The sequence below is a fragment of the Thioalkalivibrio sp. HK1 genome, assembly GCA_000583135.1.
GTDB lineage: Bacteria > Pseudomonadota > Gammaproteobacteria > HK1 > HK1 > HK1.
The window spans coordinates 1-25,577 of record JFBG01000046.1 but is presented as its reverse complement, the minus strand read 5'-3'; the positions used below and the strand labels follow the sequence as shown (position 1 = coordinate 25,577).

20 protein-coding genes are annotated in these 25,577 nt (G+C 58.7%); 7 read left to right on the top strand and 13 right to left on the bottom strand.

Going from position 1 to position 25,577, the window contains the following annotated elements; all coding sequences use genetic code 11:
- Nucleotides 1-6 precede the first annotated feature (6 nt).
- The 3 genes from BF99_RS0112350 to BF99_RS0112335 all read right to left on the bottom strand — a co-directional run bounded on the left by BF99_RS0112350 (nt 7) and on the right by BF99_RS0112335 (nt 3,004).
- Complete coding sequence (locus tag BF99_RS0112350) at nt 7-1,116, bottom strand: S-(hydroxymethyl)glutathione dehydrogenase/class III alcohol dehydrogenase (protein WP_025771102.1); 1,110 nt, start codon at nt 1,114-1,116, stop codon at nt 7-9.
- A 209-nt stretch (nt 1,117-1,325) separates the two neighbouring features.
- Nucleotides 1,326-1,658 carry a c-type cytochrome gene (locus tag BF99_RS0112340; protein ID WP_025771100.1) on the bottom strand — a complete coding sequence of 111 codons (333 nt, stop codon included), beginning with the start codon at nt 1,656-1,658 and terminating at the stop codon, nt 1,326-1,328.
- 74 nt (nt 1,659-1,732) lie between these two features.
- Nucleotides 1,733-3,004, bottom strand: coding sequence for a PQQ-dependent sugar dehydrogenase (locus tag BF99_RS0112335; RefSeq protein WP_025771099.1), 1,272 nt, complete (start codon nt 3,002-3,004; stop codon nt 1,733-1,735).
- A gap of 718 nt (nt 3,005-3,722) precedes the next feature.
- Here BF99_RS0112335 and BF99_RS0112320 point away from each other — a divergent pair.
- The 3 genes from BF99_RS0112320 (at nt 3,723) to BF99_RS0112310 (ending at nt 6,399) form a co-directional block, all read left to right on the top strand.
- Entirely contained in the window at nt 3,723-4,748 is a 1,026-nt protein-coding gene (locus BF99_RS0112320) for an ABC transporter substrate-binding protein (protein WP_197019130.1), read from the top strand.
- A 119-nt stretch (nt 4,749-4,867) separates the two neighbouring features.
- Nucleotides 4,868-5,497, top strand: a complete 630-nt coding sequence (locus BF99_RS0112315; protein WP_081759254.1) for an ABC transporter permease — start codon at nt 4,868-4,870, stop codon at nt 5,495-5,497.
- Nucleotides 5,494-6,399, top strand: a complete 906-nt coding sequence (locus BF99_RS0112310; protein WP_081759251.1) for an ABC transporter ATP-binding protein — start codon at nt 5,494-5,496, stop codon at nt 6,397-6,399. Before BF99_RS0112315 ends, BF99_RS0112310 begins: the two co-directional genes overlap by 4 nt.
- A 45-nt stretch (nt 6,400-6,444) precedes the next feature.
- Here the strand turns inward: BF99_RS0112310 and BF99_RS0112305 are convergent, their stop codons facing one another.
- The 7 genes from BF99_RS0112305 to BF99_RS0112250 all read right to left on the bottom strand — a co-directional run bounded on the left by BF99_RS0112305 (nt 6,445) and on the right by BF99_RS0112250 (nt 17,059).
- Nucleotides 6,445-8,937, bottom strand: a complete 2,493-nt coding sequence (locus BF99_RS0112305; protein ID WP_038098263.1) for an efflux RND transporter permease subunit — start codon at nt 8,935-8,937, stop codon at nt 6,445-6,447.
- Between the two features lie 235 nt (nt 8,938-9,172).
- Nucleotides 9,173-10,039, bottom strand: a complete 867-nt coding sequence (locus BF99_RS22065; RefSeq protein WP_025771091.1) for a TauD/TfdA dioxygenase family protein — start codon at nt 10,037-10,039, stop codon at nt 9,173-9,175.
- Between the two features lie 209 nt (nt 10,040-10,248).
- Nucleotides 10,249-13,209 (bottom strand): FAD-binding and (Fe-S)-binding domain-containing protein, encoded by a 2,961-nt coding sequence (locus BF99_RS0112285; RefSeq protein WP_025771090.1) that lies wholly within the window; start codon nt 13,207-13,209, stop codon nt 10,249-10,251.
- Between the two features lie 537 nt (nt 13,210-13,746).
- Nucleotides 13,747-14,001, bottom strand: coding sequence for a hypothetical protein (locus BF99_RS0112270; protein ID WP_025771087.1), 255 nt, complete (start codon nt 13,999-14,001; stop codon nt 13,747-13,749).
- Nucleotides 14,002-14,287: 286 nt separating this feature from the next.
- Complete coding sequence (locus tag BF99_RS0112265; protein WP_025771086.1) at nt 14,288-14,560, bottom strand: hypothetical protein; 273 nt, start codon at nt 14,558-14,560, stop codon at nt 14,288-14,290.
- A gap of 155 nt (nt 14,561-14,715) precedes the next feature.
- A complete protein-coding gene (locus BF99_RS0112255) occupies nt 14,716-16,542 on the bottom strand; it encodes an aldehyde ferredoxin oxidoreductase family protein (protein ID WP_025771085.1) in 1,827 nt (608 codons plus the stop codon).
- A gap of 76 nt (nt 16,543-16,618) precedes the next feature.
- The gene (locus tag BF99_RS0112250) at nt 16,619-17,059 is read right to left on the bottom strand and encodes a 4Fe-4S dicluster domain-containing protein (protein ID WP_025771084.1); all 441 of its coding nucleotides are present in this window, start codon (nt 17,057-17,059) and stop codon (nt 16,619-16,621) included.
- 594 nt (nt 17,060-17,653) lie between these two features.
- Here BF99_RS0112250 and bmt point away from each other — a divergent pair.
- From bmt to BF99_RS22060, 4 genes are all read left to right on the top strand, one after another.
- Complete coding sequence (gene bmt, locus BF99_RS0112240; protein WP_051482900.1) at nt 17,654-18,706, top strand: betaine--homocysteine S-methyltransferase; 1,053 nt, start codon at nt 17,654-17,656, stop codon at nt 18,704-18,706.
- A gap of 276 nt (nt 18,707-18,982) precedes the next feature.
- Nucleotides 18,983-19,414 carry a hypothetical protein gene (locus tag BF99_RS0112235; protein WP_025771082.1) on the top strand — a complete coding sequence of 144 codons (432 nt, stop codon included), beginning with the start codon at nt 18,983-18,985 and terminating at the stop codon, nt 19,412-19,414.
- Nucleotides 19,415-19,458: 44 nt separating this feature from the next.
- Nucleotides 19,459-20,433, top strand: coding sequence for a hypothetical protein (locus BF99_RS0112230; RefSeq protein ID WP_156013297.1), 975 nt, complete (start codon nt 19,459-19,461; stop codon nt 20,431-20,433).
- Between the two features lie 1,180 nt (nt 20,434-21,613).
- On the top strand, nt 21,614-22,645 hold the full coding sequence (locus tag BF99_RS22060) for a hypothetical protein (protein WP_051482899.1): 1,032 nt from the start codon (nt 21,614-21,616) through the stop codon (nt 22,643-22,645).
- Nucleotides 22,646-22,728: 83 nt separating this feature from the next.
- Here BF99_RS22060 and puuE read toward each other — a convergent pair whose 3' ends face one another.
- The 3 genes from puuE to BF99_RS0112190 form a co-directional block, all read right to left on the bottom strand.
- On the bottom strand, nt 22,729-23,655 hold the full coding sequence (gene puuE, locus BF99_RS0112210; RefSeq protein WP_025771078.1) for an allantoinase PuuE: 927 nt from the start codon (nt 23,653-23,655) through the stop codon (nt 22,729-22,731).
- A 330-nt stretch (nt 23,656-23,985) separates the two neighbouring features.
- Complete coding sequence (locus BF99_RS0112195) at nt 23,986-24,471, bottom strand: molybdenum cofactor biosynthesis protein MoaE (protein WP_025771077.1); 486 nt, start codon at nt 24,469-24,471, stop codon at nt 23,986-23,988.
- Nucleotides 24,468-25,577, bottom strand: a 1,110-nt coding sequence (locus BF99_RS0112190; RefSeq protein ID WP_038098250.1) for a molybdopterin molybdotransferase MoeA, incomplete at its 5' end; no start/stop codon positions are given. The genes BF99_RS0112195 and BF99_RS0112190, both read right to left, overlap by 4 nt.

Genomic DNA, 25,577 nt, shown 5'->3' with positions numbered 1-25,577 from the left:
GCCTCCTCAATAGACGACGACGCTGCGGATCGATTCGCCCGAATGCATCAGATCGAAAGCCCGATTGATATCGTCGAGCGGCATGGTATGGGTGATCAGATCGTCGATATTGATTTTTCCGTCCATATACCAGTCCACGATCTTCGGGACATCGGTGCGCCCCTTGGCGCCGCCGAAAGCGGTGCCCCGCCATACGCGCCCGGTGACCAGCTGGAAAGGACGGGTGGATATCTCCTGTCCGGCCCCCGCCACCCCGATGATGATGCTCTCCCCCCAACCCTTGTGGCAGCATTCGAGGGCTTGGCGCATCACATCGACATTGCCGATGCATTCGAAGGAGTAGTCGGCCCCGCCCTTGGTGATATCCACGAGAAAAGGCACCAGATCGCCCTCCACCTCCTTCGGGTTGACGAAATGGGTCATGCCGAATTGCTCGGCCAAGGGGCGTTTGCCGGGATTGGTATCGACCCCGACGATGATATCCGCCCCCGCCAGTCGCAGCCCTTGGATGACATTGAGGCCGATCCCGCCGAGCCCGAAGACCACGCAGTTCGCCCCCGGCTCGACCTTGGCGGTATTGATCACCGCTCCGATGCCGGTGGTAACCCCGCATCCGATATAGCAGATCTTCTCGAAGGGGGCGTCCTTGCGCACCTTCGCCAGAGCGATTTCCGGCACCACGGTGTAGTTGGAGAAGGTGGATGTTCCCATGTAGTGATAGACCGCATCGCCCCCGATCCGGAAACGGCTGGTGCCATCGGGCATCAAGCCTTGTCCTTGGGTGATCCGGATCGATTGGCAAAGATTGGTTTTTCCGCTCAGGCAGTATTCGCACTGACGGCATTCGGGGGTATAGAGCGGGATGACATGATCCCCGACTTCGAGGCTGTTCACCCCCTTGCCGACGTCGACGACCACCCCGGCGCCCTCATGACCCAAAATGGCGGGGAAGATGCCTTCCGGATCCGCCCCGGAGCGGGTGAATTCGTCGGTGTGGCAGATCCCGGTGGCTTTGATTTCGACCACCACCTCACCGGCTTCGGGTCCGGCGAGTTCGACGGTTTCCACCGAAAGCGGTTTACCGGCTTCCAAGGCGACGGCGGCTCTTGTTTGCATTTCGAATTCTCCTTGATAAAGGGTATCGGGCTTGTCTTCGATGCGCTAGATAAGGCGAAACGATGGGCAAGGGCGTCCCTTGGCCGTCGGATGCTCGCAGGCGATCGGGTGGACGAAGGCGAGAAGACAAGCGCCAAGTGCGTTCTCGTTCGGTTGCGCTCGTTGCCGAAAAAGCGCACGACCTCGACATCGAGACGCTCGTGCGATCCTCATTCGGGGATTTGCGCATCGATGCGAACGGAGGCGTACCAAGCGGCGAGATCGGCGATGTCCTCGTCGGAAAGGGGTTTGGCGATTAGCGACATCATTTCATGCTCCATATCGCCGGAGCGATAGGCTTCGAGGCGGGTGCGCAGGTAGATCTCGCTTTCTCCGGCGATATGCGGGGCCAACGGGATCTTGGCGATGCCATCGAGACCATGACAGGTTTGGCACATCCTAGCCTTGATGCGACCGGCATCGGCGTCTTGGGCATGAGCGCTTTGAACGCCCCCGGCACCGAACGCCGCCAACACGACGATCGCGGCGGCGTTCAAGGTCATCGAGGCGACTCGTCGACAAGCCGCCTCGATGCCGGTAGCGATGCCGGTTGCTTTGCAGTCGGCGAACAAGGATGCTATCCCCGGTAGGAGATGCGGTACAGCGCACCGGTGAAATCGTCGGAGACGAGGATGGAGCCGTCGTGGAGCGGGGCGACATCCACCGGCCGGCCGAGGTATTCGCCGTTATCGCCGATCCAGCCGTCGGCGAAGACCATCGTCTCACCCGCAGAGCCGTCGGCGTTGACGGCGGTGAACATCACGCGGGCCCCGATCGGAACGGTGCGATTCCAAGAGCCATGCTGCGCAGAGAAGATCCCGCCGCGATACTTCGCAGGGAACATCCGGCCGTTGTAGAAGGTCATCCCGAGGTCGGCGGCGTGCGCGTCCATTTCCACCTCCGGCATGACGATTCCCTCCGGCGGGGTATCGTCCTTGTACTCGTTGGTGCGCACCGATCCGCCGCCGTACCAAGGAAAGCCGAAATGCTGCCCCATCTCGGTTTGCCGGTTGAGCTCCCCCGGCGGGATATCGTCGCCCATTCCATCCACTTGGTTGTCGGTGAACCACAGCTCTCCGTTGGCGGGGTTGAAATCGTGCCCCACCGAGTTGCGGATGCCGTAGGTATAGACCTCGCGCTCGGTGCCGTCGCGATTCATGCGAATCATGCCGCCGATGCCGATCTCGTCATACAAGGCGATCTTCTCTTGCGGATGGACGTTGAAGGGTTGTCCCAGCGATATATAGAGTTTGTTGTCGGGGCCGATTCGACACACGCGAGCGCTGTGGTTGTAGCTCTCTTCATCGACCGGTATCAGCTCTCCTTGGGGCACGACATTGAAGGCCGCAACATCGGGGCTTTCATAAAAGAACTCCGCCGCCGGAAAAAGGAGCACGCGATTTCGCTCGGCGATATAGAGAAAACCGTCTCTCGAAAAACAAGGTCCGTTGGGGATGGTGAAGTCGATCGAGGGCGCAAAGCGCTTGACCTCGTCCGCGACTCGATCCTTGTCTCGATCGGTTACCGCCCAAACATCGGTCTTGCGGGTGCCGACGAAAGTGACCACCCCTTGGGGGCCGACGGCGATATGACGGGCATCGGGAACGATGGCGTAGAGATCGATCTCGAAGCCCTCGGGTAGCCGGATGCGCTCCAAGGTTTCGCGGATGGCTTGCGCGAATTCGGTATCCTGCTCGATGACCTCGAACTCTTCGACGCCGGTGGTTTTGAACTGGCTGAGCTTGTCGAGATTGGATTGCGCTTGGGCCGCACCCACGCCGAAGGCGAAGGCACCGGCGAGGGCAAGCCATCTCGACTTGGGAGTCGACTCGAGATTTTTCCTTTTCATGATCTTAGGTCTCTTTCAAAGGTGCTCGAAGATGCACCGGATGGAGTGTTCCAAGGGGCAAAGCGAGAAACGAGCGCCCACCCGCTTGGATCCGGATCGTTCGCCCGCCGGCGGAAGGAATCTTGTAACGTCAGTCTTTCTCGCCGATGGGCGGGGTCTTTCGACGGCGAAGGGGCGCTTGCCGGATTATCGATACGAAAAGACAAATCCCGACAAGCGCGCAATGTCGATGCCTATCGTACCTTTTCGCAACCGATCACGCTATTTTCGGATCGCTTTTCGAGAACCGACAAGCCCCGTACAAGACAAGCCTTGTATGATAAGAGCCTGTCGTGCGCATCGGCTTGCGCGCATCGGCGGGATTCATCTCGAAGCCCATCGAAGGCGGAAAAAGGGCCGTGGAAGACGGTGCCGGTGCGGATCGTCGATCATGCCGATCACATCCGACCATACGGGATCGGTGCGTGGCTTCGCTCGCGACAATGGACTTCGACAACGGATCTCGACAACGGATTTTAAGGGTATCCGATCGGAAAATCGGATTTTCTTTTCGATACGCTTGTTCGATGCGCTCGTTCGATGCTTTGCGCAAACGCTTTTCGTCGACGAGCGCGCGCTGTGCGATATATCGATCGCATCGCTCGATCATCGCATCATTTAGATGACATCGTTCGATTGCATCGTTCGATCCCATCGACCGAGATAGGAGGAATTTTCCATGCAACGACTCATGATACGAAGACGCTTACGCTTTTCTTGGTTGCACGCTCTTCGAGCGTTCGCCGTGGTCGCTCTTTTTGGGTCGCTGCCGGCACAGGCGGACGATCCGCAGATCCGAGTGGGCGTGCTCAAATTCGGCACCGTGATGTGGGAACTCGACGTCATCAAAACCCACGAGCTCGATCGCAAAGAGGGCGTGAACCTCGAAGTGGTGGAGCTCGGCTCGAAGCAGGCGACCTCCGTCGCCCTCCAAGGCGACGGCACGGATGTGATCGTCACCGACTGGATCTGGGTATCGCGCCAGCGGGCCGAGGGAAGGGACTACGCCTTCGTGCCCTATTCCTTGGCCGTCGGGGGATTGATGGTCGATCCGAAGGCGCAAATAGGCGCATTGACCGATTTGGCGGGGAAGAAAGTCGGAGTGGCCGGTGGCCCGGTCGATAAAAGCTGGTTGTTGGTCCAAGCCTTGGCGAAATCCCGGGGCATCGATCTTGCGGCCATGGTCGAGCCGACCTTCGGCGCTCCGCCTTTGCTGAACAAACTGGCGAGCAAGGGCGATCTACCGGCGGTGCTCAATTTTTGGCACTACAACGCAAGGTTGCGGGCCATGGGCTTCGAAGAGTTGGTCTCGGTCAGCGAAATCTTGCCCGAGCTGGGCATCGATCGTCCCGTTCCCTTGCTCGGCTGGGTATTCTCTCGCCGCTTCGCCGAGGAAAATACGGATTCCCTGACCGCTTTTTTGCGGGCGTCTTACGCCGCCAAGCGACTGATGCTCGATTCCGATGCCGAATGGGAGCGGCTCGCTCCGAAAATGAAGGCTCCCGATGCGGCCACCGCCCGCACGCTACGAGATGCCTGGCGTGCCGGGGTGCCGCATACTTTCGACGCCGAGGATAGGCAGGCCGCGGCTCGCACCTTCGATGTGCTGGCGCGCGAGGGCGGGGAAAAGCTGGTCGGTGCCCGCAATTCCCTGAGCCCCGGCACCTTCTGGGAGGGCTTCGAATTGCCGCGGAGAGTGAACTGATCGCTTCGGACTCGCTTCCTTGGCTGCGGGCCTTATCGCTCCTCGTCATCGTCGCCGGGTGGCAGATCATCGCGTGGATCGTCGACGGCGATCTGCTACCGCCACCTTTGGAGGTGGCGATGCGGTTGTGGGAGGAAGGCGCAAGCGGCGACCTCGGCCACCATCTGTCGATCACGCTGGGCCGGGTCGCGGCGAGTTTCGCCATCGCGATGGCGGTGGGGACCGCCATCGCGATGGCCATGGGGAGCTCCTTGCGTATCGATCGGGCCCTCGACAGTGCGCTGATTCTGGGCCTCAATATCCCCGCCTTGGTCACCATCATCTTGTGCTACGTCTGGTTCGGGCTCAACGAGGTGGCGGCGGTGATGGCGGTGTCTTTGAACAAGATCCCCACGGTGGTGGTTACCGTGCGAGAGGGAGCCAAGGCGGTGGATCGCGGGTTGATGGAGGTCGCGCAGGTCTATCGAATCGGTCCCTTTCGCACCTTTTCCAAGGTTTATCTACCGCAGCTCGCCCCCTATATGATGGCGGCTGCGAGATCGGGTTTGGCCCTGATCTGGAAGATCGTGCTGGTGGTCGAGCTCTTGGGTCGCAGCGACGGTGTCGGCTTCCAATTCGGCACCTTCTTTCAGTTCTTCGATATCGAAGGGATATTGGCCTATACCATCGCCTTCGCCGTGGTCATCCTCGCCCTTGAATCCCTCGTGATGAGACCGCTGGATCGAAAATTCGGCGGTTGGCGACGATGAGCGACGCCGCCTCGAACCCCTCTTTGCCGGACGAACCCGATCCCAATCGCCGTGGCTTCGAGGCCGCCGGCTCGGCGGTGTCGGGAAGCGCTATCAGACTCGTCATCGATCGCAAACGCTTTCGCGATCCGCCGACCCTCGCCCTCGAGGGCATCGAGTTCGTCGTCGACCCCGGGGAGTTCGTGGTCATCGTCGGTCCTTCCGGGGCGGGCAAGACCACCTTGCTCAATATCGTGGGGGGGTTGGATCGGGATTTCGAAGGCCGTCTCGATATCGGCCCCTCGGCATTATCGGCAGGTTCGCCCCAAGCATCGAATGTACGAGTATCGAATGCACGAGCATCGAATGCGAAAGAGCGGATCGGCTATGTCTTCCAAAGCCCCCGATTGATGCCGTGGCTCAATGCTCTGGACAATGTGCAACTGGTGCGTCCTCGAGGGGGCCAGGCCGATCGCCAAGAGGCATTGGCCTTGCTCGAAGAAGCGGGACTCGGGGGCTTCGAAGATGCCTTGCCCGCCAAACTATCGGGGGGGATGCAACGCCGGGTGGCCATCGCCCGCGCTTTTCATGCCCGCCCGACCCTGCTATTGATGGACGAGCCCTTCGCCTCCTTGGACGAACCCCTTGCGTGGCGGTTGCGTGAATGCCTGCACGATCTATGGCGTCGATACCGAACGACCGTCCTTTTCGTGACCCACGATCTGACGGAGGCGATCTCGCTCGGCGATCGCATCCTTTTTTTCGCCCCTCGCCCGGGAAGGATCGTCTACGAACAGGCGGTGGACTTGCCGCATCCTCGGGGTTCGGGCGATCCGGCGGTATCCGAAATGCGGGCAAGGCTCTTGGCCGACCACCCGGGATTGCTCGCCGGAGGGGTGGGCAAGGAAGCGAGCCCCGGGTGAACCCTCAGGTTTTGGATAGCCGATATCGCCAAGGTTCGCTCGGATTCACTCGGCGGCGACTTTGCGCTGTGGCCCGAAGGGCTTTAGAAGGAGGATCAGCGAGGGCAGGAGAGTCAAGGTCGCGATCAAGGCGATGCCCATCGCCAAGCCGGTCAGCAATCCGAAGTGGATGGTGGGCAGGAAATTCGACAATAAAAGGATCGAGAAACCGAAGACGATGGCGGCGGAGTTGTAGAACACCGCTCGTCCGATATTCCCGTGGGAGATGTACAGGGCTTTCGTATAGTCGCCGCCGCGGGCGAATTCCTCGCGGAAGCGATAGAGGTAGTGGATGGCGTTGTCGACGGCGATGCCGATGGTGATGGCGGCCACGGTGATGGTCATCAGATCCAAGGGGATCGATAAAAATCCCATCGTCCCCAGCACCGCCCCTGCGGCCAGCAGGTTGGGCAGGAGTCCGAGCAGGGCGATCGTCGGCGAGCGAAAAAGCGCAAGGAGCATCAGCCCCACGCCGATCAACACCGCGCCTAGGCTTGCAATCTGGGAAACGAAGAGGCTTTGCAACATATTGTTATAAAGCACCATCAATCCGCTGATGGTGACGTCTCGGGGTCCGAGTTCGAACTCGAGGGCCAATCCGGTTTCGATCCGCTCCAACAATTCCCGCCGCTTCAGATCGGGTGCGGTATCTTCGATCCGCAGCACGATTCGGGCCTCGTCCTGCGAGACATCGACATAGTCGTCGATCAGCCCTTTGATTTCATCGGGCGCCATCTTGTAGATCAGCGCCAGTTCCAAATCGCCGAAGGGCTTTTCGCCGTTGACCTTTTCCAGCACCCGGATCAGCGAGGCCAGCGAATGCACCTTGCCGACCCCCTCTTGCTTCGCCAGCCAGTCGTGAACCTCCTTGATGCGATCGATCTTGAAGCCGGTGAACCAATAGGTGGCCTTGGCCGCTTTTTCCTCGGCATTTTGCGGCCTCGGCGAGGGTTCGTCGTCGAAGATCCGCCCCTCGTCCAGATCGAGCAGGATTTCCAAGGGAGTGGTTCCGCCCAGTTCGCGATCGATGAGCGAAAGCCCCCGGTGGATATCGGTGTTCTCGCCGAAATAATCGACGAAGCTGTTCTCCACATCGAGTCGCAAGGCGCCGATGATCGACAGCGCGAACAATCCCCCGGCGATCGGGATCGTCGCCTTGCGATATCGCTTGGCGATTCGGGCAAGATCGTGGGTGAGGCGAGAGCCGACGGTTGCGGTCGAGGAGGGCTCGGGGCTTTTGCCGATCCACAGCAAGAGGGCGGGAAAGGCGGTGAAGGCGACGGCGAAACTCACCAAGAGTCCGGCGCTCATCATCAGCCCGAAGTCGATGACCGGCTTGATATCGCTGAACACCAGCGAAGCAAAGCCGATGATGGTGGTCAATGCCGCATAGAGGCAAGGCTTGGCCATGCGCCGGACGGTCTGCTCGACCAGCTCCCGATGGGAGGCGTCGGGTCGGTCCCGATGGAGCTGGCGATAACGAACCGCAAGATGGATATGCATCGACAGGGCGATGATCAACATCAAGGCGAGGAAATTCGACGAGATCACCGTCACCTTCAATCCCGCAAATCCCAGCCCGCCGATCATGACCAGCCCGCTGATGATGCAACCCGAAAGCGGCAGGGCGATCCAGCGCCAAGAGCGAAAAATCAACCCCAACATCGAGGCGATGAAAAGGGCGACGCCGACCCCGAAGACCACTAGATCGTTGCGGATGAAGGTGATCATGTCGTCGACGATCATCGGTACGCCGCCGAGGTGGATCTCCCCGGCGTTCTCGAATTCATCGAGCAGCCCCCGAATGGTTGCGATGCGATCTCGGCGCTCCTTCGCCGAGCGGCGATTGCCTCGATCGACGATTTCCTCGATCCGTGCGAGATCGGCGCGCTCGGCGCTCGAAAGCGATCGTTGGCTCTCGGCGAGCCGTAGTCGGTCGCGTTCGGCGATGGCTTCGGTGTGGGCCGCATCGCTTTTCAGAATGATGCTGATGGCGGTGGTGCGGGCATCGGCGCTGATCACGTATTCGCTGAAATAGGGGCTTTCGAGGAGTTCTTTGCGGGCCGAAGCGCGATCGACTTCGGGGTCGTCGAGGGTGCGCAGCCCTCTGGCGGCGATGCTCGCAAGACCGGTGAGGCCTTGGGCGGATCCCACCAAAGGCACATCGAGCAGACAGAAGACCGAAGCGACCCCCGGGATCTCGCGCAGCCGCTTGCGCAGGGTGCGCAAGGTGGCAAGGGCGGGTTCGTCGAAGACATCGCCCGTTTTCGGCGTGAAGGTGATGATCAGCGGGCTTTGTTGCGAGTAGCGCGCCTGAACATCGGAAAAGACCAAGTAGTCGGGATCCGATTCCAGCAACAAGGAGTCGGCGGAGGCGTCGAGGGTGAAGTGCCGAGCCTGCCAAGCGGAAAAGACGAGCAAGACGATCAGCAGCGCCAGCGTCCGCCCGGGATGCGCCAATACGAGACGTCGGTAAAGGGAAAAGAGGGTGGAGGTCAAGATATCAATCCGCAAGCGATGGCCGGAAGATCGTCGGATCGCTCGATCGTCTCGGTGGCGGCTTCGGGTCAAGGCTTCGAGCGTCGATCATCGATGACGGATCGTCGTCGCCATCTCGCCCTGATCGAGCCTCGGGCTTTTCGGCGATCGAGATCGAGGCTTTTTCGGACTCGTCGAAGGCGGTGATGAGGGTCGAGCGAGATGTGTCGAGCCCTCGCCCATCGACGCCCGGCGATCACTCCTCGAGCGTCGGACCGGCTCCGCATACCCGGGTTTGGCGCATTCGTCGCCGCCACCGGTCGGCATCGTAGCCCGCCCCTCGGTGCAACAGGCAACGATTATCCCAGATCACGGTATCCCCGGCCTTCCAAGGATGGGTGTAGACATGCTCGCTTCTGGTTGCTCGATCCATGAGATCGTCGATCAGTTCTCGGCTTTTGGCCCCGCAAGTCCAGCCGAGGACGGAGCGGGCATGGGATCCCACATAGTAGTTCTTGCGCCCGTTGGCCGGATTGCGCCGCACCAGCCGATGCACCACCGGGGGAAGGGAGGCGGCATGCGCCAAGTTCACCGGTGCGACCTGCGTACGAGAAAAGACATAATCGTGGATCACCCGAAGCGGCTCGATGTCATCTTGCGTCTTTTCGGGCAGCCGATCCCAAGCGGTGCGCATGCTGGCGAAGCAGGTTCCGCCGCCCTCGCCCGGGACCTCGTAGGCATGGTTGATGGAGTAAAGGGTCGGTACCGCCCGGAAGGACGAGTCCGAATGCCAAAGCTCGTTGCCCGTTTGGTAGCGGGTGCGGGGGTGCACCGCATCTTGCTTGCTGCCGTCGTCGGCCACATTGCCGACGGTACCGAAATACACCACCTTGCCGGTGCTCCCCAAGGTGACGTGCTCGGCTTCGGGCTCGCCGAGATGACGGGTGAGGGCGAGATGGGCATCGTCGTTCATCGCTTGGTCGGGAAAGCACAGCAAAGACCAAGTGTCCAAAGCCTCGCGGATGGATTGCACGATATCCGGTCGAAGACCGAGGACGAGATCCACCCCGAGGACGCGAGCCCCGAATTCATCGTGCAGAGGTTCGAAAGCGATCCGGCTCATTCGTTTTCGGCTCCTTTTGGCTGATTTGCAAGTTTGCAAGTCGCTCGGCGTTCCAAGCCCTCGCTCGGCCGAGCCTTCGAGAATCGGAAAGAGCCTCGCTCAAGGATCGATCTCTTCGCCCCATTGACGCAAGGCGAGATGCCTTGATCGGGAGGCGAGTTCACCGCATTTTCGAGATCCCCTTCCGAGCCTTCGGGAGGTTCGTTCCTTCACTTCGACGATCGAAGGGCCATTTCGAGCACCCGTCCGGGATGAAGCGCCGTTCGTCCGCTGCCGTGGGCGATCTGGTGGCGACAGCTGGTTCCCGCAGCGACGATCAGGGCGTCGTCCTTCGCCTTTCGGATCGCCGGAAGCAGATCGAGCTCGGCCATCTTCATCGAGATATCGTAGTGCGCGGCTTCGTAGCCGAAAGAGCCCGCCATGCCGCAGCAGCCGGAGGGAATGGTTTGCACTTCGAGGTCGGGGACGAGCCGCAACGTCGCCTCCGCCCGGGGCATGATCCCGAAGGCTTTTTGATGGCAGTGGCCGTGGAGCAAGGCACGGCGCGGCCCCAGACTCTCAAGGGGGATATCGGGTTCGTTTCTGCCCAGGAATTCCTCGAAGAGGAGGAAATTCTCCGCCTCGCCCCCCAAGTCCACGCCCAAGGCCGAAGCCTCGTCTTTGAAGGTCAGCATGCACGAGGGTTCGAGCCCGACCACCGGCACCCCGCGTTTGATGAAAGGGGTCATGCTCGCGATCGAGCGCAACATTTCGTGTCGAGCCTCGTCGAGCATTCCGGCCGATAAAAAGGTGCGACCGCAGCAAAGGGGGCGGCGTTCGCCCTCGGGCGGGGTGGCCAAATGGACTTCTACCCCCGCCGCTCGAAGCACCCTTTTCACCGCGCGGGCGTTTTCCGGCTCGAACCACGTATTGAAGGTGTCGACGAAAAGGACCACCTCGTCTCGGGGGGTTCTCTTGGTCGCCGAGCGGGCAAGCGTGGCGCGGTGAAACACCCGAGGAGGCATCGACCCCTCATCGCCGCTCGATTCTTCGAGTGCCAGGAAGGGATCGCGCCGCCACTTCGGAAGCGGCCGCTTTTTGCCGATCCCCCACGCCATCTCGAGCGATGCCGCCAGCATCGGAATGCGGTTGCGCAGATTCAACACCCCGGCGAAAGCGGCGGCGTACGGCGCATAGCGCGGCAGGAAAGCGAACAGGCGATCGCGCATCTTCGAACCGTATCGCTTGCGACGCTGGTGAAGGTATTCGATCTTCATCCGCGCCATGTCCACCCCGGTGGGGCATTCCCGTTTGCAGCCCTTGCAGCCGACGCACAGGTCCATGGCTTCGTCCATCGCCCTCGATACGAGCCCGTCGGCGCCGAGTTGACCGCTCATGGCCAAGCGCAGGGTATTGGCGCGACCTCGGGTGAGGTGGCGCTCGTCGGCGGTCGCCCGAAAAGAGGGGCACATCACCCCGGGATTCGTCTTGCGGCAGGCTCCGTTGTTATTGCACATCTCGACCGCGCGCTGGAAGCCGCCCCAGCCCGACCAGTCGAGCCCCGTCGACAAAGGCGGGTGGCGATAGTCGGGCGGGTAGCGAAAGAGGGTGCGATCGTCCATCTTTTCGGGCTGCACGATCTTGCCGGGGTTGAACAATCCTCGGGGATCGAAGGTCTTTTTGACCTCCTCGAAGGCGGCCACGAGCCGAGCCCCGAACATCGCCTCGTGGAACTCGCTGCGCACGATTCCGTCCCCGTGCTCGCCGGAGTGCGAACCCTCGTATTCGCGCACCATCTCGAAACATTCCTCGGCGATGGCGCGCATGGTGCGAGCCCCTTCGGGGACTTTCAGGTCGATGATCGGGCGCACATGCAAGGTACCGACCGAGGCATGGGCATACCAAGTGCCGCGGGTGCCGTGGCGGGCGAAGATCGCATCCAAGCGGCGGGTGTATTCCGCAAGATCTTCCAATCGGACCGCGCAATCCTCGACGAAGGAGATCGGCTTTCCGTCCCCCTTCATCGACATCATGATGTTCAGACCGGCCTTGCGGACCTCCCAGATCTCAGATTGGAAAGAGTCCCGCTCCGCCTTGACCACGGCATCGGGGAAGCCGAGATCCGCCAGCCTTTCGTCCAGATCGTTGATTTTGGCGATCAGATCGTCGCGATCCTCCCCTGCGAATTCCACCAGCAGCAGGGCATCGGGATCGCCGCTGACGAAGCGCTCCACCGTCGGACGAAAGAGCTCGATCTGCCGCGCAAGTTCGATCAGACGGCGGTCGACGAGTTCCACCGCGCTCGGATCGAGGGCGGTGATATGGCGCACGGCTTCCATCGATTCGTAAAAGGTCGGGAAGTGGCAGACCCCGAGCATCCGATGGGTCGGGATCGCCTGCAGGTCGAGCTCCACTGCGGTGAAAAATCCCAAGGTGCCTTCGGAGCCGACCAATAGATGAGCCAGATTATGGGTATCGTTCGAAGGCACGAGGCTGTCGATGTTGTAGCCGCCGACCCGGCGCAGGAGTTTGGGGAAGCGGCTTTCGATCTCCTCGGCTTCTTGCGCCCCCAGCGCCCGCAGACGCTTGATCAGGTCGAGATGGCTTTCGTTCCCCGAGAGATTTTCGGGTATTTCGCGGGCGTGCAGCGTGCTGCCGTCGGCCAGGATCGCATCGATGGCGCGGACGTTATGCACCATATTGCCGTAGCGAATGGAACGGGCGCCGCAGGAGTTGTTTCCGGTCATCCCCCCGATCGTGGCTCGACTGGCGGTCGAGACATCGACGGGGAAGAACAGACCCTTCGGTTTCAAAAGAGCGTTGAGGCGGTCGAGAACGATCCCGGGTTCGACCCGCACCCGGCGCGATTCCTCGTCAAGGTGGAGCATCCGGTCGAGGTATTTGCCGGTATCGACGACGATCGCCTCGCCCACCGTTTGGCCGCATTGCGAGGTACCCGCCCCTCGAGGTAGCACCGGCACCCCCGCATCCTTGCAGATATCGATGGTGCGACGGATATCCTCGACATGGCGGGGAACCACCACCCCCAAAGGTTCGATCTGATAGATGGACGCATCCGTTGCATAGCGCCCTCGGCTAGCGGGATCGAAGAGCGTTTCCCCCTCGATCTCTCGCTCGAAAAGCCGGGCGAGCCCGGGATTTCCCGGACGAAGTTGCGCTCGATGCCTCATCTTTCGTCTATCCGTCCTTCCAAGTTCATAAGGCTTGTCGGCTCGCGGACTCGCCGACCGAAACGCTGAAAGTGTACCCCTTGCATCGGGGCTTTTCCGAAAGGCCGATTCGGATCCGATGTCAAAGGATGATAAAGGGATTGCGTGGCGAGGCGGACGAAAGGAAGGACGGGGATCGATCCAAAAACGGGCGATCCTTTCATCCCGTGCAAGTTCGAATCCGTGCAGCAGTCCACCTAGAGGCGGGCCGAGTGAAATCCGTATCGATCAGGCGGGATGGGGCTGCCGAATCCGTTGTATCCGCGCTCGGGTCCGCGCCATCGGGATTTATCGGAAATCCGCTCGGATATCGATCGGCGGCCGGGATTTCACCGGATCGAATGCGTTCTTCTGCGGGAGTTATCGTCGGGAATATCGACGCAAAAAAGACAAGATCGACGAATCAAGCGGGATAAAAAGAGCCGTCCGCTTGATCGATGAAGGCAATGGCTTTCTCGGAAGGGGGCTATCGTAAGGAGGGAAGAGCGAGGCCGAAGACTATTTCCCGAAGAGGATCGCGATGATGCCCGCAACCGCCCCGCCGACGGCGGAAGCGGCGATGAGCCATCTCGATAGAATGGCATTGTCCCGGGATAGCTTGGAAAAGCCTTTATGAAGGGTTTCTCTGGTTTCTGCGTTATCGATCATGATCTTCGAAAGGGTCTCCGTCATGATCAGACGAAGTTCACCGATCTCTTTGGTATTTTGATCGCAGACCTTTTCAAGACGGTCGATCCTTTTCTCTTCGCTCATGAGACCTTACCTCGTCGCTTGCTTCCTGCGGGGGAATCCGGCGCCTGTTTCACTCGATCCATCCTTTATCTTCGGGCATTTTACACCGTATTGCCGACACGATCTACCCTTCCATCATCCCTTCCTCGCTGTCTTTTGACCGATGTCCCACCTCATCGACAGGAGAGTCATCGATCTTGTCATTTCAGGTGATCGCTTCGCCCTCCTTTATCGATATTCGTTCATATCCCTTTCAAGGTTTTCGGTTTTTCGATATAAAAGCAGGTCGCGATCGTTGGCCCAAGGATCAGCCGCCTTTGAGACTCGGCATGAAATGGAGATGGTCGCCTTCGTTGATGACCTGCTCGGATTGTCGACCGAGAGGGATGATGGTGCCGTTGAGGGAGATCAAAGGGGTGATATCCTCGGGGATCCCCGCCGCTTTCATCACGTCGAGCGCCCCGCTGTCCGCCGGGACATCGAGGGTGATGATGCGTTCATCGTTCTCGTTATGACCATCGGTATCGGTGGTCGGGAGATAGTCTTCCAATATGATCGAGGCGCTGACCGTGACTTTCATGATTGATTCCTCGAATTGTTCGATATCGGTCTCTATCGAAAGCCTTGCGTGATCGGTGCACCGATGCGAAAAAGCGACAGGGGATCGAAACGATCCCCTGCGTTCATGATATGACTTGTCGATGATTGGCTTCGCTGTCGGCCCAAGGCGGGCGCTCAAAGCCGCAGACGATCCAAGGTCTCGTTGGTGGGAATGCCCTCCTCGGTCCAGCCGCGCTCTTTATAGTAGGCGGGGAGCATCATCGGCAATTCGCTGACCTTGCCTTTGGCGGTGCCGCTCGGCGCCGGGGTTTCGAGAAAGCGCTTGGGTAGGGTGTCATCGGCGCGGGTCAAACCGGCGGCGAGATTGAAGGTGCGTTCCAGATTGAAAATGCGCTCGCCGACCTCTTCGAGTTTTTTCGTCGTCCACCCGCCCTCGCAGGCGGCATCGAGTTGACGAGCGAACGCATCCATTTTCCATGCCCCGGTGGTGAACAGACAAAGCCCGGTCGAATCCACCGCCGCGACCTCGTCCTGGGTGACCTTGCAGCGTTCGGCTTTGCCCTTGCCGGTGATCTCGCCGCTGTTCATATCCTCATGAAAGAGATCGTGTTTGAGGTGGCAGGCGCCGCGGGGGGAGGTGGCGTAGCCGAGTCCCATTCCTTGCAGGGCGCGGCCGTCGTAGCCGGGGATCTCCTGCCCTTTGATGGTGATCGAGACCTCGGGATGGCCGTATTTTTCCGCCATCAGTTTCGATCCCATCGCCAGCACCTGACCGAAACCCTCGTATTTGCCGGTTTTCTCGGCCATGATCGTCAAGGCCTGTGCATTGCCGAAGCGCAAGGGGACGCCGTCGGTATCGGCGTCGGTGATGACTCCCATCTCGTAGAGTTCCATCGCCGCCGCCAAGGTGCCGCCGAAGGAGATCGGATCCATCCCCTGTTCGTTCATGATGAAGTTGGCGAAGGTCAGGGCGTCGATATCGTCGATGCCCAATTCGGCGCCGAAGGCGAAAGCCGTTTCGTATTCCAAACCCCCGGAAGCGATCTGGTATTCCTTGCGGTTGACCACCGTATAGTGATTGGGATTGATCTTCGCGATGCGTCCGCAGGCGATGGTACAGCCGAAACAAGCCTTGTTGGTGACGAGATTGCGATGCCCGTCCTCGCCGACGGCGCGCATCGCCCGCGCGTTGATCTTCGAGGTGCCATCGAACTGCACATCGAGGGAGTTGCGGGTCGGCAGCCCCCCGAACTCATGCTGGTTGTCGATCATCGGGAGGGTGCCGTATTTTTCCAGCCCGCGCCGATGACCGGTATCCCACAGCACGGCCTTGGTCTGCGAGACGGCCTCCATGAAGCGGCGCGGATCGTCGACCCTCACACCCTTCGTGCCGCGGGCCGCCACCGCTTTGAGGTTCTTCGACCCCATCACCGCGCCGACCCCGGAACGACCGGCGGCGCGATGAAGATCGTTGATCACGCAGGCGTAGCGCACCAGTCGCTCCCCGGCGACACCGATGGAGGCGACCTTGATCTGCGGATCTCGGTGTTGATCGCGCAGCCACCGCTCGGTTTCCCAAACGCTCTTTCCCCACAAGGGCTCGGCATCCACGATCTCGACCTTGTCGTCGACGATGTGCAGATAGACCGGGCGTTCCGCTCGGCCATGGATGATGAGCAGGTCGTAGCCAGCGAATTTGAGCTCGGCGCCGAATTTGCCGCCCGAGTTCGAGCATGCGATCGCCCCGGTCAGCGGACCTTTGGTGACCACTGCATAGCGTCCGCTGGTCGATGCCATGGTGCCGGTGAGCGGGCCGGTGGCGAAGATCAGAACATTTTCCGGCGAGAGCGGATCCGCCTTCGGATCCATCGATTCCTTCAAGTATTTGGCGGCCAAACCGCGTTCGCCGAGGTAGGCTTGGGCCCATTCCATATTCAGCGGCTCCGGCGTGCAGGTGCCGGCGGTGAGATCGACTCTAAGGATTCTTTTTTGCCATCCCATTTGAGGAATTCTCCTTATCGAAGGCGCGAAGGATTTTCCGCTTCGGACCGATTCGGGCTTTTCGCGGCCCGAGGCTTTAGGCCGCGCTCACCGCCACGCTCGGCATTTCGGGTTGCGCATAGATGATCGCGCCGGTCGGGCAGGCCTCGGAGCATTGCGGGCGACCGCCGCACAGATCGCATTTGACGACCTTGCCGCTGTCGGCGTGGTAGTTGACGGTGCCGTAGGGGCAGGCGGTGGTGCAAACTTTGCAGCCGACGCAAAGATTGACATCGACCTCCTTGGCGCCGGTTGCGAAATTGATCGAGATCGCGTCCACGGGGCAAGCATGCATGCACCATGCCTCTTCGCATTGGGTGCAGGTGTAGGGGGCCGAAAGCGCCCCATGCTCGAATTCGAAGACTTTGATACGCGATCGGGCGGGGTTGAAAGCACCGGTATGCTCGAAGGAGCAGGCCAGTTCGCATTGCAGGCAGCCGGTGCATTTATGGGGGTCGATCAGCAGGCTTTTGTGCATGGCGTTTTTCCGATGGGGGCGGTGTGCGGGGGCCGATTTTTCGGTGATGCGTCGATGCGCGGAAGATCGCTGCGCGCGAGGATAGCCCGATATTTTCAATGATCCTTCCAAGGTGGCAAGTATAGCGATTCGGCGGCGCTTTTTCAGGTCGAAGCGCAGCGGTATCCAAAGGCGGCGATTCGATGGCGAATCATCGTCTCGCTCGCGCGCCGGCAGGCAAAAATCCGTAATGGATTGCCCTAAGCGCTCATGACTCTTCGGTCGGGGACGATCTTCGTTTGGCCCGGGTAGCCATCGTGATATCCGGTATCCCTTAGGGTCGATGCCGCTTCGATCTCGATCCCAAAGCGTATACTGCCGACACGATCTCACCGCATTGCGGGCGGCGGAATCGGGAAAATCATACGAAAGTCGCTTCGAATCGCCTCGGATTCGGACATCTCGATTCGGGCGATTCATGAGGATATGCTCTTGTCGGGAGCGGCAACGGAGCCTCCGAGTCGGATCGGAAGGGTCTCGATGCCGATAATTCGCATAATTCGCATCGGGTATCGGGTGCCCCCGGGTGCCGTCGTCGAGTGAATCTGCAAGAACATGAACGAAGAATCACATCCCTTGTCTGCGTTTGAAAGGCGGTTGCAAGAGCGATCCTTCCTGTTGGCGGACGGAGCCATCGGCACCAATCTCTTCCAAGCCGGCCTTCCCCCCGGGGATGCCCCCGAGCTTTGGAATATCGAGCGCCCCGAGCGAATAGCCGATCTGCACGGTCGATTCGTCGAGGCCGGAGCCGATATCATCTTGACCAACAGCTTCGGGGCCAACGCCTGCCGCCTTGCACTGCATAAGGCGCAAGATCGAGTGGAGGAGCTGAACCAAGCGGCGGCGTGTATCGCCAAGGAGTCAGCCTCCGCCGGTTCGCAAGGGACACTGGTTGCGGGTTCGATAGGCCCGACCGGTGAGATATTCGCCCCCTTGGGCACACTCGAACCCGAGGCGGCGCGCGAGATATTCGCAGCCCAAGCTCGCGCCTTGAAAGCCGGGGGAGCCGATTTGCTTTGGGTGGAAACGATGTCCTCCTACGAGGAGGTCGAAGCGGCTCTGGCCGGTGCCGCCACGACCGGCCTTGCCACCGTTTGCACCTTGAGTTTCGATACCCACGGACACACCATGATGGGGATTTCCCCGACGGCCTTCGTGAATTTCTGCCGATCCCTGCCCCATCCCCCGATTTCCCTCGGATCCAACTGCGGCTTGGGCCCCGCCGAAACATTGGCGGGGGTCATCAGCCTTGCGCAGGCCTGCGCCGAGGAAATCCCCATCACCGCCAAGGCCAACTGCGGCATCCCGGAGTTCGTCGACGGAAAAAGCGTCCACAACGGCACCCCCGAACTGATGGCCCGCTACGCCTGCCTCGCCCTCGATGCCGGCGCCCGCATCATCGGCGGCTGCTGCGGCACCACCCCGACCCACCTGAAAGCGATGCGAGAAGCCCTCGACAACCACCCCAAAGGTCCGCCCCCGGACTTGGAAGCGGTCATCCACGAACTAGGCAGCATCACCTCGGGCGCCCAAGCCCAACTTCAAGGCGATACGAACGACATCTCCCTTGACGCCCCCCCAAAGCGCCGTCGCCGCCGACGGTCTTGATCCGGAGACCGATAAAAAGCATTCGTAGAAGTAGAGATATCCCCTAGGCGCTACCTAAGCAAGATGATGATGCTGGTTGTCCGATATCCGCCACGCCGGATGCGCTCGGCCCTTGGCGTTAAGAAGTGCATGAAACCAAAATGGATACAGCAAGAATCGATCTGGAATACGAATATTGACTTTTTTTTTTTTTTTTTTAGTATTCTATGAAATCGGTATTTTGGATTCATCGATTGATCGAGATGACGGTATATCTGCGATCTTGGGGAGGCATGAATGGATCTCAAAAATAAGCGATTCTTTGCCAAGTACACGGGAAAAGCGTTGGCTCAAAAGGCCGGTGCAGCTCTTGATCCCACGGCTCCCATACGGGAGATCACTGAGAAATTCTTCGACTACCTCGATACCAGAGAGCGGGAGCGTACCCGCAGAGAGGAGATCCGCTTCGAGGAGCGCAAAGCCATCGCCCGTATCCAAAGCGAGCGAGATATCATCATCGAGGCACTCGATCGATCCTTCGAAGAGAGAGCCAAGATATTTGATGGCTTGCTTGTGTTCTTGGACGAAGCACTGTCCAAGGACAATAACGAGGCGGTGACCAAACTCACCGATGCGCTGACCGAGATCGTCAAAGACAATCCTTTCGCCAATATAAAAGATCTGAGGAGTCATATCGAAGATCGCCCGGAAGAACCCTTTGATCTTTGATCCTTTCTTCATCATTTGCCACTCGATTCATAAAGGAGTCTCCCATGCCAATCCCTCTTATCGTCTGGCTCGCCGTTGGTGTAGCCGCTGGTGGCTATGGTATCTACAAGGGCGTGAAGGGTTTCGATGACACTTACAAAGCCAAAGAAAAGAGTCGCAAGGCCAAGGATCGTTACGACAATAATGTCGACAAGACCGAGGATACGCGTAAGCGATTCATGCGCCATGCCGATGACTACGGTAAGGTGCAGATCGAAGTTGCGCACGATACCGTGGGGGAATTTTTGCGCTTGCTTGATAAGTTGAATCTCAAGGGCCGGAGCCGAGACGCACATTTGCTTGACGATCTTCGGATCAATCCGACCGAGATCCGTGAATATCGTGGAATCATCGAACATGCCAATGCTCTCTTGGGCGGTGCGGCATCCGCGGCGACGGCCGGAGGGACGGCTTCGACTGCCACTGTGGGCCTTGTGGGTCTCTTTGCATCGGCCGGCACCGGCACTTCCATCGGTTCATTGAGCGGCGCCGCGGCTCAGTCCGCTACACTGGCTTGGCTTGGGGGCGGGACGCTCGCGAGCGGTGGGGGTGGCGTGGCCTTGGGTACTTTCGTCCTCGGAGGAGTCGTGTTGGTCCCGGCCATGCTTGTGGGCGGTCTCGTGCTCGCTACGCAGGGTCAGAAGGCACTATCGCAGGCTCGCGATGATGAGTGCAAGGTCAATATTGCTTGCGAAGAACTGAAAACTTTGCGCGATCTCATGGAAAAATCGAAGAAGCGTGTAGACGAGTTGGAGAAGGTCCTAAAAGGTCTTTCCGATCGCGCCAAGGTGGCGATGAAAAAGATCGATCCCGATGACTTCGACTCCTCTCGCTCCGAGGATTTGGATCGATTTTCTGCAGCAGGCACTTTGGTACGTGGTGTCGTTAGCATATTAAGTACCCCCATTTTGGATGATGCCGGCAATCTGAGCAGTGATTCGGCCAAAGTACTGACTCGGACGCGAAAGTTGATTATCTGAAACATAGGGATTATGTCGTTATGCTGGGTTAGTGGATTTCGGCTTTGCTAATTTGTCGCCGGGTCTGTGAATGCTTTCGCAGACCCGGCGACAAATGATTATCTAATTGATCAAAGAGCGTTCTATATCCCTCCCTCATTGATATCGTTCTTGATGGTTTGGGATGGTTTGGATGATATCGACAAGGCAATGAAAAAGAATCATGATCTCGATAGTTATTACTAAAATGATGCCGGCAAAATCGATCAGACGCCGAAGCGATTTATGCGGCCGACCGATGCCCAAGACAAAATATAAATTGACATAGGGTAACATTATCGGTGGCTCTTTATGTATTTTTGAAACTCTGAATTTTATATGGATAAATTTTTGATATATCTCAATATGATATATCTTTCCGAAGCAGGCTAAGATTTGGCCAAGGAATCGACTCGGATACGCAATCTGATTATCCGATCGTATTGAAATTATATAGATGTATTCGATATCGAAGTTCGCTATCGATGTCTTGTATCTGTTTAGATTCTTTATATCACTTATTTCACCAAAGGCCGATGGAAGGAAGAAATACCTTGCTTCGATGATCGCTTGCTAGACCAGGTGAAATAAAATCGAAAAGATCATGGTGCAGATTTCATTGACACAAATGTATTATATGTTTCGTTGTTTTTTATCATAAGTCGTTTAGATTTTATTGTAAGCCCTTTAAGAGGATATTTCGCAGCAAACCCCAACTGCAGTGCAGGCTGAGGCAAGCCTGCGAGAGGATGCGGTATATGGTGTTGAAAAGCATTTGCAATATGTTTTGCAACGGTTATTCGTATCGTGCAATTCGAAAAAAATATGAGGTTATTTCGATCATCGAGAGTAATTTAAATGCTACACTAAGATTTCATTGCGATGGTGAATGAGATGCTAGCCGAAGGAATTTCCACCCGAGCGAAGACGATCCGGGCGAATTCGACTGTCGGTATCAATCAAGGAGCAAGTGTATTGGACGAACCGGGAGTTGGTTCAAGGATGCAACGAAGGATATCCGAGAAGAGGACGTGATGGCGTTGTAAAGAGAATTCAATTTTTGAGAGTATCACCAGCGATGCCGGAACGACAAGAGCGAGAGCGAGTGAGTTCCAAGAGGGTGATCGGGAATCGGCTTCAAAGATAGGCAAGGAGATTCATCATGGATCGCGGTCGAGCATTGATGCTGTTCAACGCATTGGAAGATGGATTGAGGGAGTCGGGTTCTCTGACGGTGCAAGGTAGGAAGTCGTGCTGCTTCGATAACGAGTGCTTTTGTCATATCAGCGTCGAGTCGTCACAGTGCGAAATGGGGGATATACTGCGCAGTAGGATTGGCCAATGGAAAACGAATTTCGACATCGAAGAAGAAGATGTGAAGGTGAAGTGGGAATGGAACGGGAAAGGCTCGGTCGATATCATGGTCAGGCTCGATGTCGATTTTGTGGGTATCACCGACGAGTCCGGTATATCCTACCGAGCGATGGACGCCGCAAACCCGGCATTGATTCAATCGTCTAAAGAGACATACGACACCGAGGTGATAGCGATGGATCCCAATCTCGATAGGCAGTGGTTGGAAAAGAGGTTCGACAAGGTCGATGGGAGACTCGACAAGGTCGACGAAAGGTTCGACAAACTCACCGAGAGTGTCGATGAAAGGTTCGATAAATTCGCCGATAACATTGACAAAAGGCTCGATAAATCCGACGACAGGTTTGATAGGTTCGTTGACAAGGTTGACGAGAGGTTCGACAAGGTTGACGAGAGGTTCGACAAGGTTGACGAGAGGTTCGACAAGGTCGACGAGAGGTTCGACAAGGTCGACGAGAGGTTCGACAAGGTCAACGAAAGATTCGACGAACTCACCGATGGTGTCGATGAAAGGTTCGATAAAGCCGCCAAGAGTGTCGACAAAAGATTCGATAAATCCGACGAAAAGTTTGATAAGTTAGTCGATAAGATCGACGAAAAGTTCGACAAGTTCGCCGATAAATCCGATGAAAAGTTCGACAAGTTCGCCGACAAAATCAATGACACTCTGATGGAGATGCAGACCCAAATTTCCAAGATCGAGGGCTACTTGATGGGTCGGAAATCCGAGAGGAAATGGAAAGTGAGCAAGACGATGGTGTTGATCACCGCTGCTTCCGTGGCGGTCTCCATCTATCTCGCTTTCTTTCATTCATCCTAAGGCTTGGCATCCCGGGTTTTTTGGAATACAAGGCTCAACGCGGCGGCTTGCTCTCCGCCGCTTTTATCCCGGGCGCCTTCTTGCTATGGACAAGGATGATGTTCTTGCCAGTGACGAGCGATGTCGATGCGACGGCACACCCAAACCCGATCGTGATTGGCGACGTAATCGAGGAAGCGGGCGAGAGCGGCGGTGCGTCCCGGGCGACCGGCGAGTCGGCAGTGCAATCCGATCGACATCATCTTCGGGCAATCCACACCCTCGGCGTAGAGCACGTCGAAAGAGTCTTTGAGGTAGGCGAAAAATTGATCGCCGGAGTTGAATCCTTGAGCGGTGGCAAAACGCATATCGTTGTTGTCGAGGGTATAGGGGATGACGAGGTGCCCCCGCCCGAATTCTTTCGTCCAGTAGGGAAGATCGTCGGCGTAGGAATCGGAGTCGTAGACGAAGCCGCCTTCCTCGACGACAAGCCGGCGGGTGAAGGGGCTGCAGCGACCGGTATACCAACCGAGCGGGCGTTCGCCGGTGATCCGGGTTTGTACCTCGATGGCTCGATCGAGGTGTTCTCGCTCGGTCTCGATGCTCAGGTTTTGATAGTCGATCCAACGCCAGCCGTGGCTTGCGATCTCCCATCCGGCCTCGACCATCGCCGAGGTGGCCTCGGGGTTTCTCGCCAAGGCCATCGCGACCCCGTAGACCGTCACCGGTAAATCCCTTGAAGTGAACAGCCGGTGCAATCTCCAAAATCCGGCGCGCGAGCCGAATTCGTAGAACGATTCCATATTGAGATGTCGTTGCCCGACGAAGGGTTGGGCCCCGATGATCTCGGAAAGAAATGTCTCGGATGCCGGGTCGCCGTGCAGGATGCAGTTCTCTCCCCCCTCTTCGTAGTTGATGACGAATTGCACCGCTATCTTCGCGCCCTGCGGCCAGCGAGGATGAGGCGGATTGCGGCCGTAGCCGACCATATCGCGGGGATAGTCCTGCAAGAAGGAATCGGAGGAAGACATGGCGATGACCTTGTGAAGTGAATTTTCAATATGCCGAAACCATCGCTTCGGCGGGCTGGGGGCCGGGGATCGATGATGCCTTGAACCGCGTCAGGATATACCCGAATCCATTGTCATTCGATCTTGACGCATCGCTTGAAAGAAGGTTGTGGCTTGTGCCGTTCATGCCGAAATAGATCGATTGGAACGATCGTTCTTGCCATGGCGGATAAGGATATTTCGGGATATTTTCGATATTCGAATCGCCTCGATGAGGGCAGGTATTTCGAGGGGGATTGCTATATTGAAGGATTGTCGTTTTTGTGGGCTGAGCACTTCGCCGCTCGGTGTTTATCTTCGCAATCCGGATGATGTTCGCTCATGCCATCGTTCGGCGGCCAAGTCGTCGCTTGTGCGGGATTCGACCCAGTGTTCGGTGCCGTCCTCGGTGGTTTCCTTTTTCCAAAAGGGGGCGCGGGTTTTGAGGAAGTCCATGATGAACTCGCAGGCGAGGAAGGCATTTTGCCGGTGGGCGCTTGCGACCGCCACGAGGACGATGGTATCGAGCGGCTTTATCGTCCCCGTTCGGTGCACCACGCGGATATCCAGAAGATCCCAGCGTTCGGACGCCTCTTGGCAGATGCCCTCGATGGCGCGTTCGGTCATCCCGGGGTAGTGTTCCAGCGTCATTTGCGCGATCTCGTTCCCGACATTGATATCGCGCATCCGCCCGACGAAGGCGGCGACCGCCCCGGTCTTGGGGGTGCTGCGGCCGGTATCCTCGATGATCGAACCGGCATCGAAGGGCGCTTGCTGGATGCGGATATAAGGGGTCAATCGAGGAGATCTCCGAAGGAGTGATAGAGCACCATATCGCCGGGGACAAGGGTACGCCCCTCGGGGATCTCGACCAAACCGCCGGCCCATGTCGCCGCCGAGAGGACATCGGATCCTTGTCGGGGGTGGATTTCCGCTCTTGGCATGTCGGGCCCGGTCGGGGAATTTCCCTGGCTCGGGATCAGTCGAGCGCGGGCGAATTCCCGACGGCTTTGGGCGACGGGCCAAGCGAAATCGGCGGGGACGGGGATCGGCATCGGGAAGGCGCGTGCGGCATCGACCCCCGATCGACACAGGAGGAAGGGGCGCACGAAGAGGCAAAATCCCACGAGGGTGGAGACCGGATTGCCGGGCAGTCCGATCAGGTCGCATTGCTCGATGCGTCCGTGGACGATCGGCTTTCCCGGGCGAACCGCAACCTTGCGGATGAAGATCTCGCCCATCGATTCCACGGCATGCCGAATATGATCCTCTTCGCCCACCGAAACCCCGCCGGTGGTGATCAGCACATCGGCGCGGCTCGCTCCGGTGCGAAGGGCATCGCAGGTCGCATCGATACGGTCGGCGACGACCCCGAGATCGACGATGTCGCATCCGGCTCGCTCTAGCAGGCCGATCAGGGTGAAGCGATTGGAGTTGTAGATCTGCCCGGGAGCCAAATCCTCGCCGGGCTCGCGCAATTCGTCACCGGTGGCGAGGATCGCAACCCTTATCCGTCTCCGGACTTCGACGGTGTCGGCGCCTAACGATGCGATCGCCCCCATTTCCTGCGGACGGATGCGAGCGCCCTCGGCGATCACGACATCCCCGGCCCTAATATCGTTCCCGCGCGGACGCACGAAGGTGCCCGCCGCCAGCGGAGCGGGGACGATGACCTTATCGCCTTCTCGCCGACAGTTCTCCTGAATGGCGATGGCGTCGGCCCCTTCGGGGATCGGAGCGCCGGTGAAGATACGGGCCGCTTCGCCGGGGGCGAGCGCCTCGCCTGCCGACCCCGCCGTGATTCTTTGCACCACGGTCAGGATCGCCTCGCCTCGATCCGGGATATCGGCGGTGCGGACCGCATAGCCGTCCATCGCGCTATTGGCGTGACCTGGAACGTCCCC

What these genes read in the sequence shown, in the direction of transcription:
- BF99_RS0112350 (WP_025771102.1), bottom strand. Translation starts at nt 1,116, where the DNA reads ATGCAAACAAGAGCCGCCGTCGCCTTGGAAGCCGGTAAACCGCTTTCG.
- BF99_RS0112340 (WP_025771100.1), bottom strand. Translation starts at nt 1,658, where the DNA reads ATGACCTTGAACGCCGCCGCGATCGTCGTGTTGGCGGCGTTCGGTGCC.
- BF99_RS0112335 (WP_025771099.1), bottom strand. Translation starts at nt 3,004, where the DNA reads ATGAAAAGGAAAAATCTCGAGTCGACTCCCAAGTCGAGATGGCTTGCC.
- BF99_RS0112320 (WP_197019130.1), top strand. Translation starts at nt 3,723, where the DNA reads ATGCAACGACTCATGATACGAAGACGCTTACGCTTTTCTTGGTTGCAC.
- BF99_RS0112315 (WP_081759254.1), top strand. Translation starts at nt 4,868, where the DNA reads ATGCGGTTGTGGGAGGAAGGCGCAAGCGGCGACCTCGGCCACCATCTG.
- BF99_RS0112310 (WP_081759251.1), top strand. Translation starts at nt 5,494, where the DNA reads ATGAGCGACGCCGCCTCGAACCCCTCTTTGCCGGACGAACCCGATCCC.
- BF99_RS22065 (WP_025771091.1), bottom strand. Translation starts at nt 10,039, where the DNA reads ATGAGCCGGATCGCTTTCGAACCTCTGCACGATGAATTCGGGGCTCGC.
- BF99_RS0112285 (WP_025771090.1), bottom strand. Translation starts at nt 13,209, where the DNA reads ATGAGGCATCGAGCGCAACTTCGTCCGGGAAATCCCGGGCTCGCCCGG.
- BF99_RS0112270 (WP_025771087.1), bottom strand. Translation starts at nt 14,001, where the DNA reads ATGAGCGAAGAGAAAAGGATCGACCGTCTTGAAAAGGTCTGCGATCAA.
- BF99_RS0112265 (WP_025771086.1), bottom strand. Translation starts at nt 14,560, where the DNA reads ATGAAAGTCACGGTCAGCGCCTCGATCATATTGGAAGACTATCTCCCG.
- BF99_RS0112255 (WP_025771085.1), bottom strand. Translation starts at nt 16,542, where the DNA reads ATGGGATGGCAAAAAAGAATCCTTAGAGTCGATCTCACCGCCGGCACC.
- BF99_RS0112250 (WP_025771084.1), bottom strand. Translation starts at nt 17,059, where the DNA reads ATGCACAAAAGCCTGCTGATCGACCCCCATAAATGCACCGGCTGCCTG.
- bmt (WP_051482900.1), top strand. Translation starts at nt 17,654, where the DNA reads ATGAACGAAGAATCACATCCCTTGTCTGCGTTTGAAAGGCGGTTGCAA.
- BF99_RS0112235 (WP_025771082.1), top strand. Translation starts at nt 18,983, where the DNA reads ATGGATCTCAAAAATAAGCGATTCTTTGCCAAGTACACGGGAAAAGCG.
- BF99_RS0112230 (WP_156013297.1), top strand. Translation starts at nt 19,459, where the DNA reads ATGCCAATCCCTCTTATCGTCTGGCTCGCCGTTGGTGTAGCCGCTGGT.
- BF99_RS22060 (WP_051482899.1), top strand. Translation starts at nt 21,614, where the DNA reads ATGGATCGCGGTCGAGCATTGATGCTGTTCAACGCATTGGAAGATGGA.
- puuE (WP_025771078.1), bottom strand. Translation starts at nt 23,655, where the DNA reads ATGTCTTCCTCCGATTCCTTCTTGCAGGACTATCCCCGCGATATGGTC.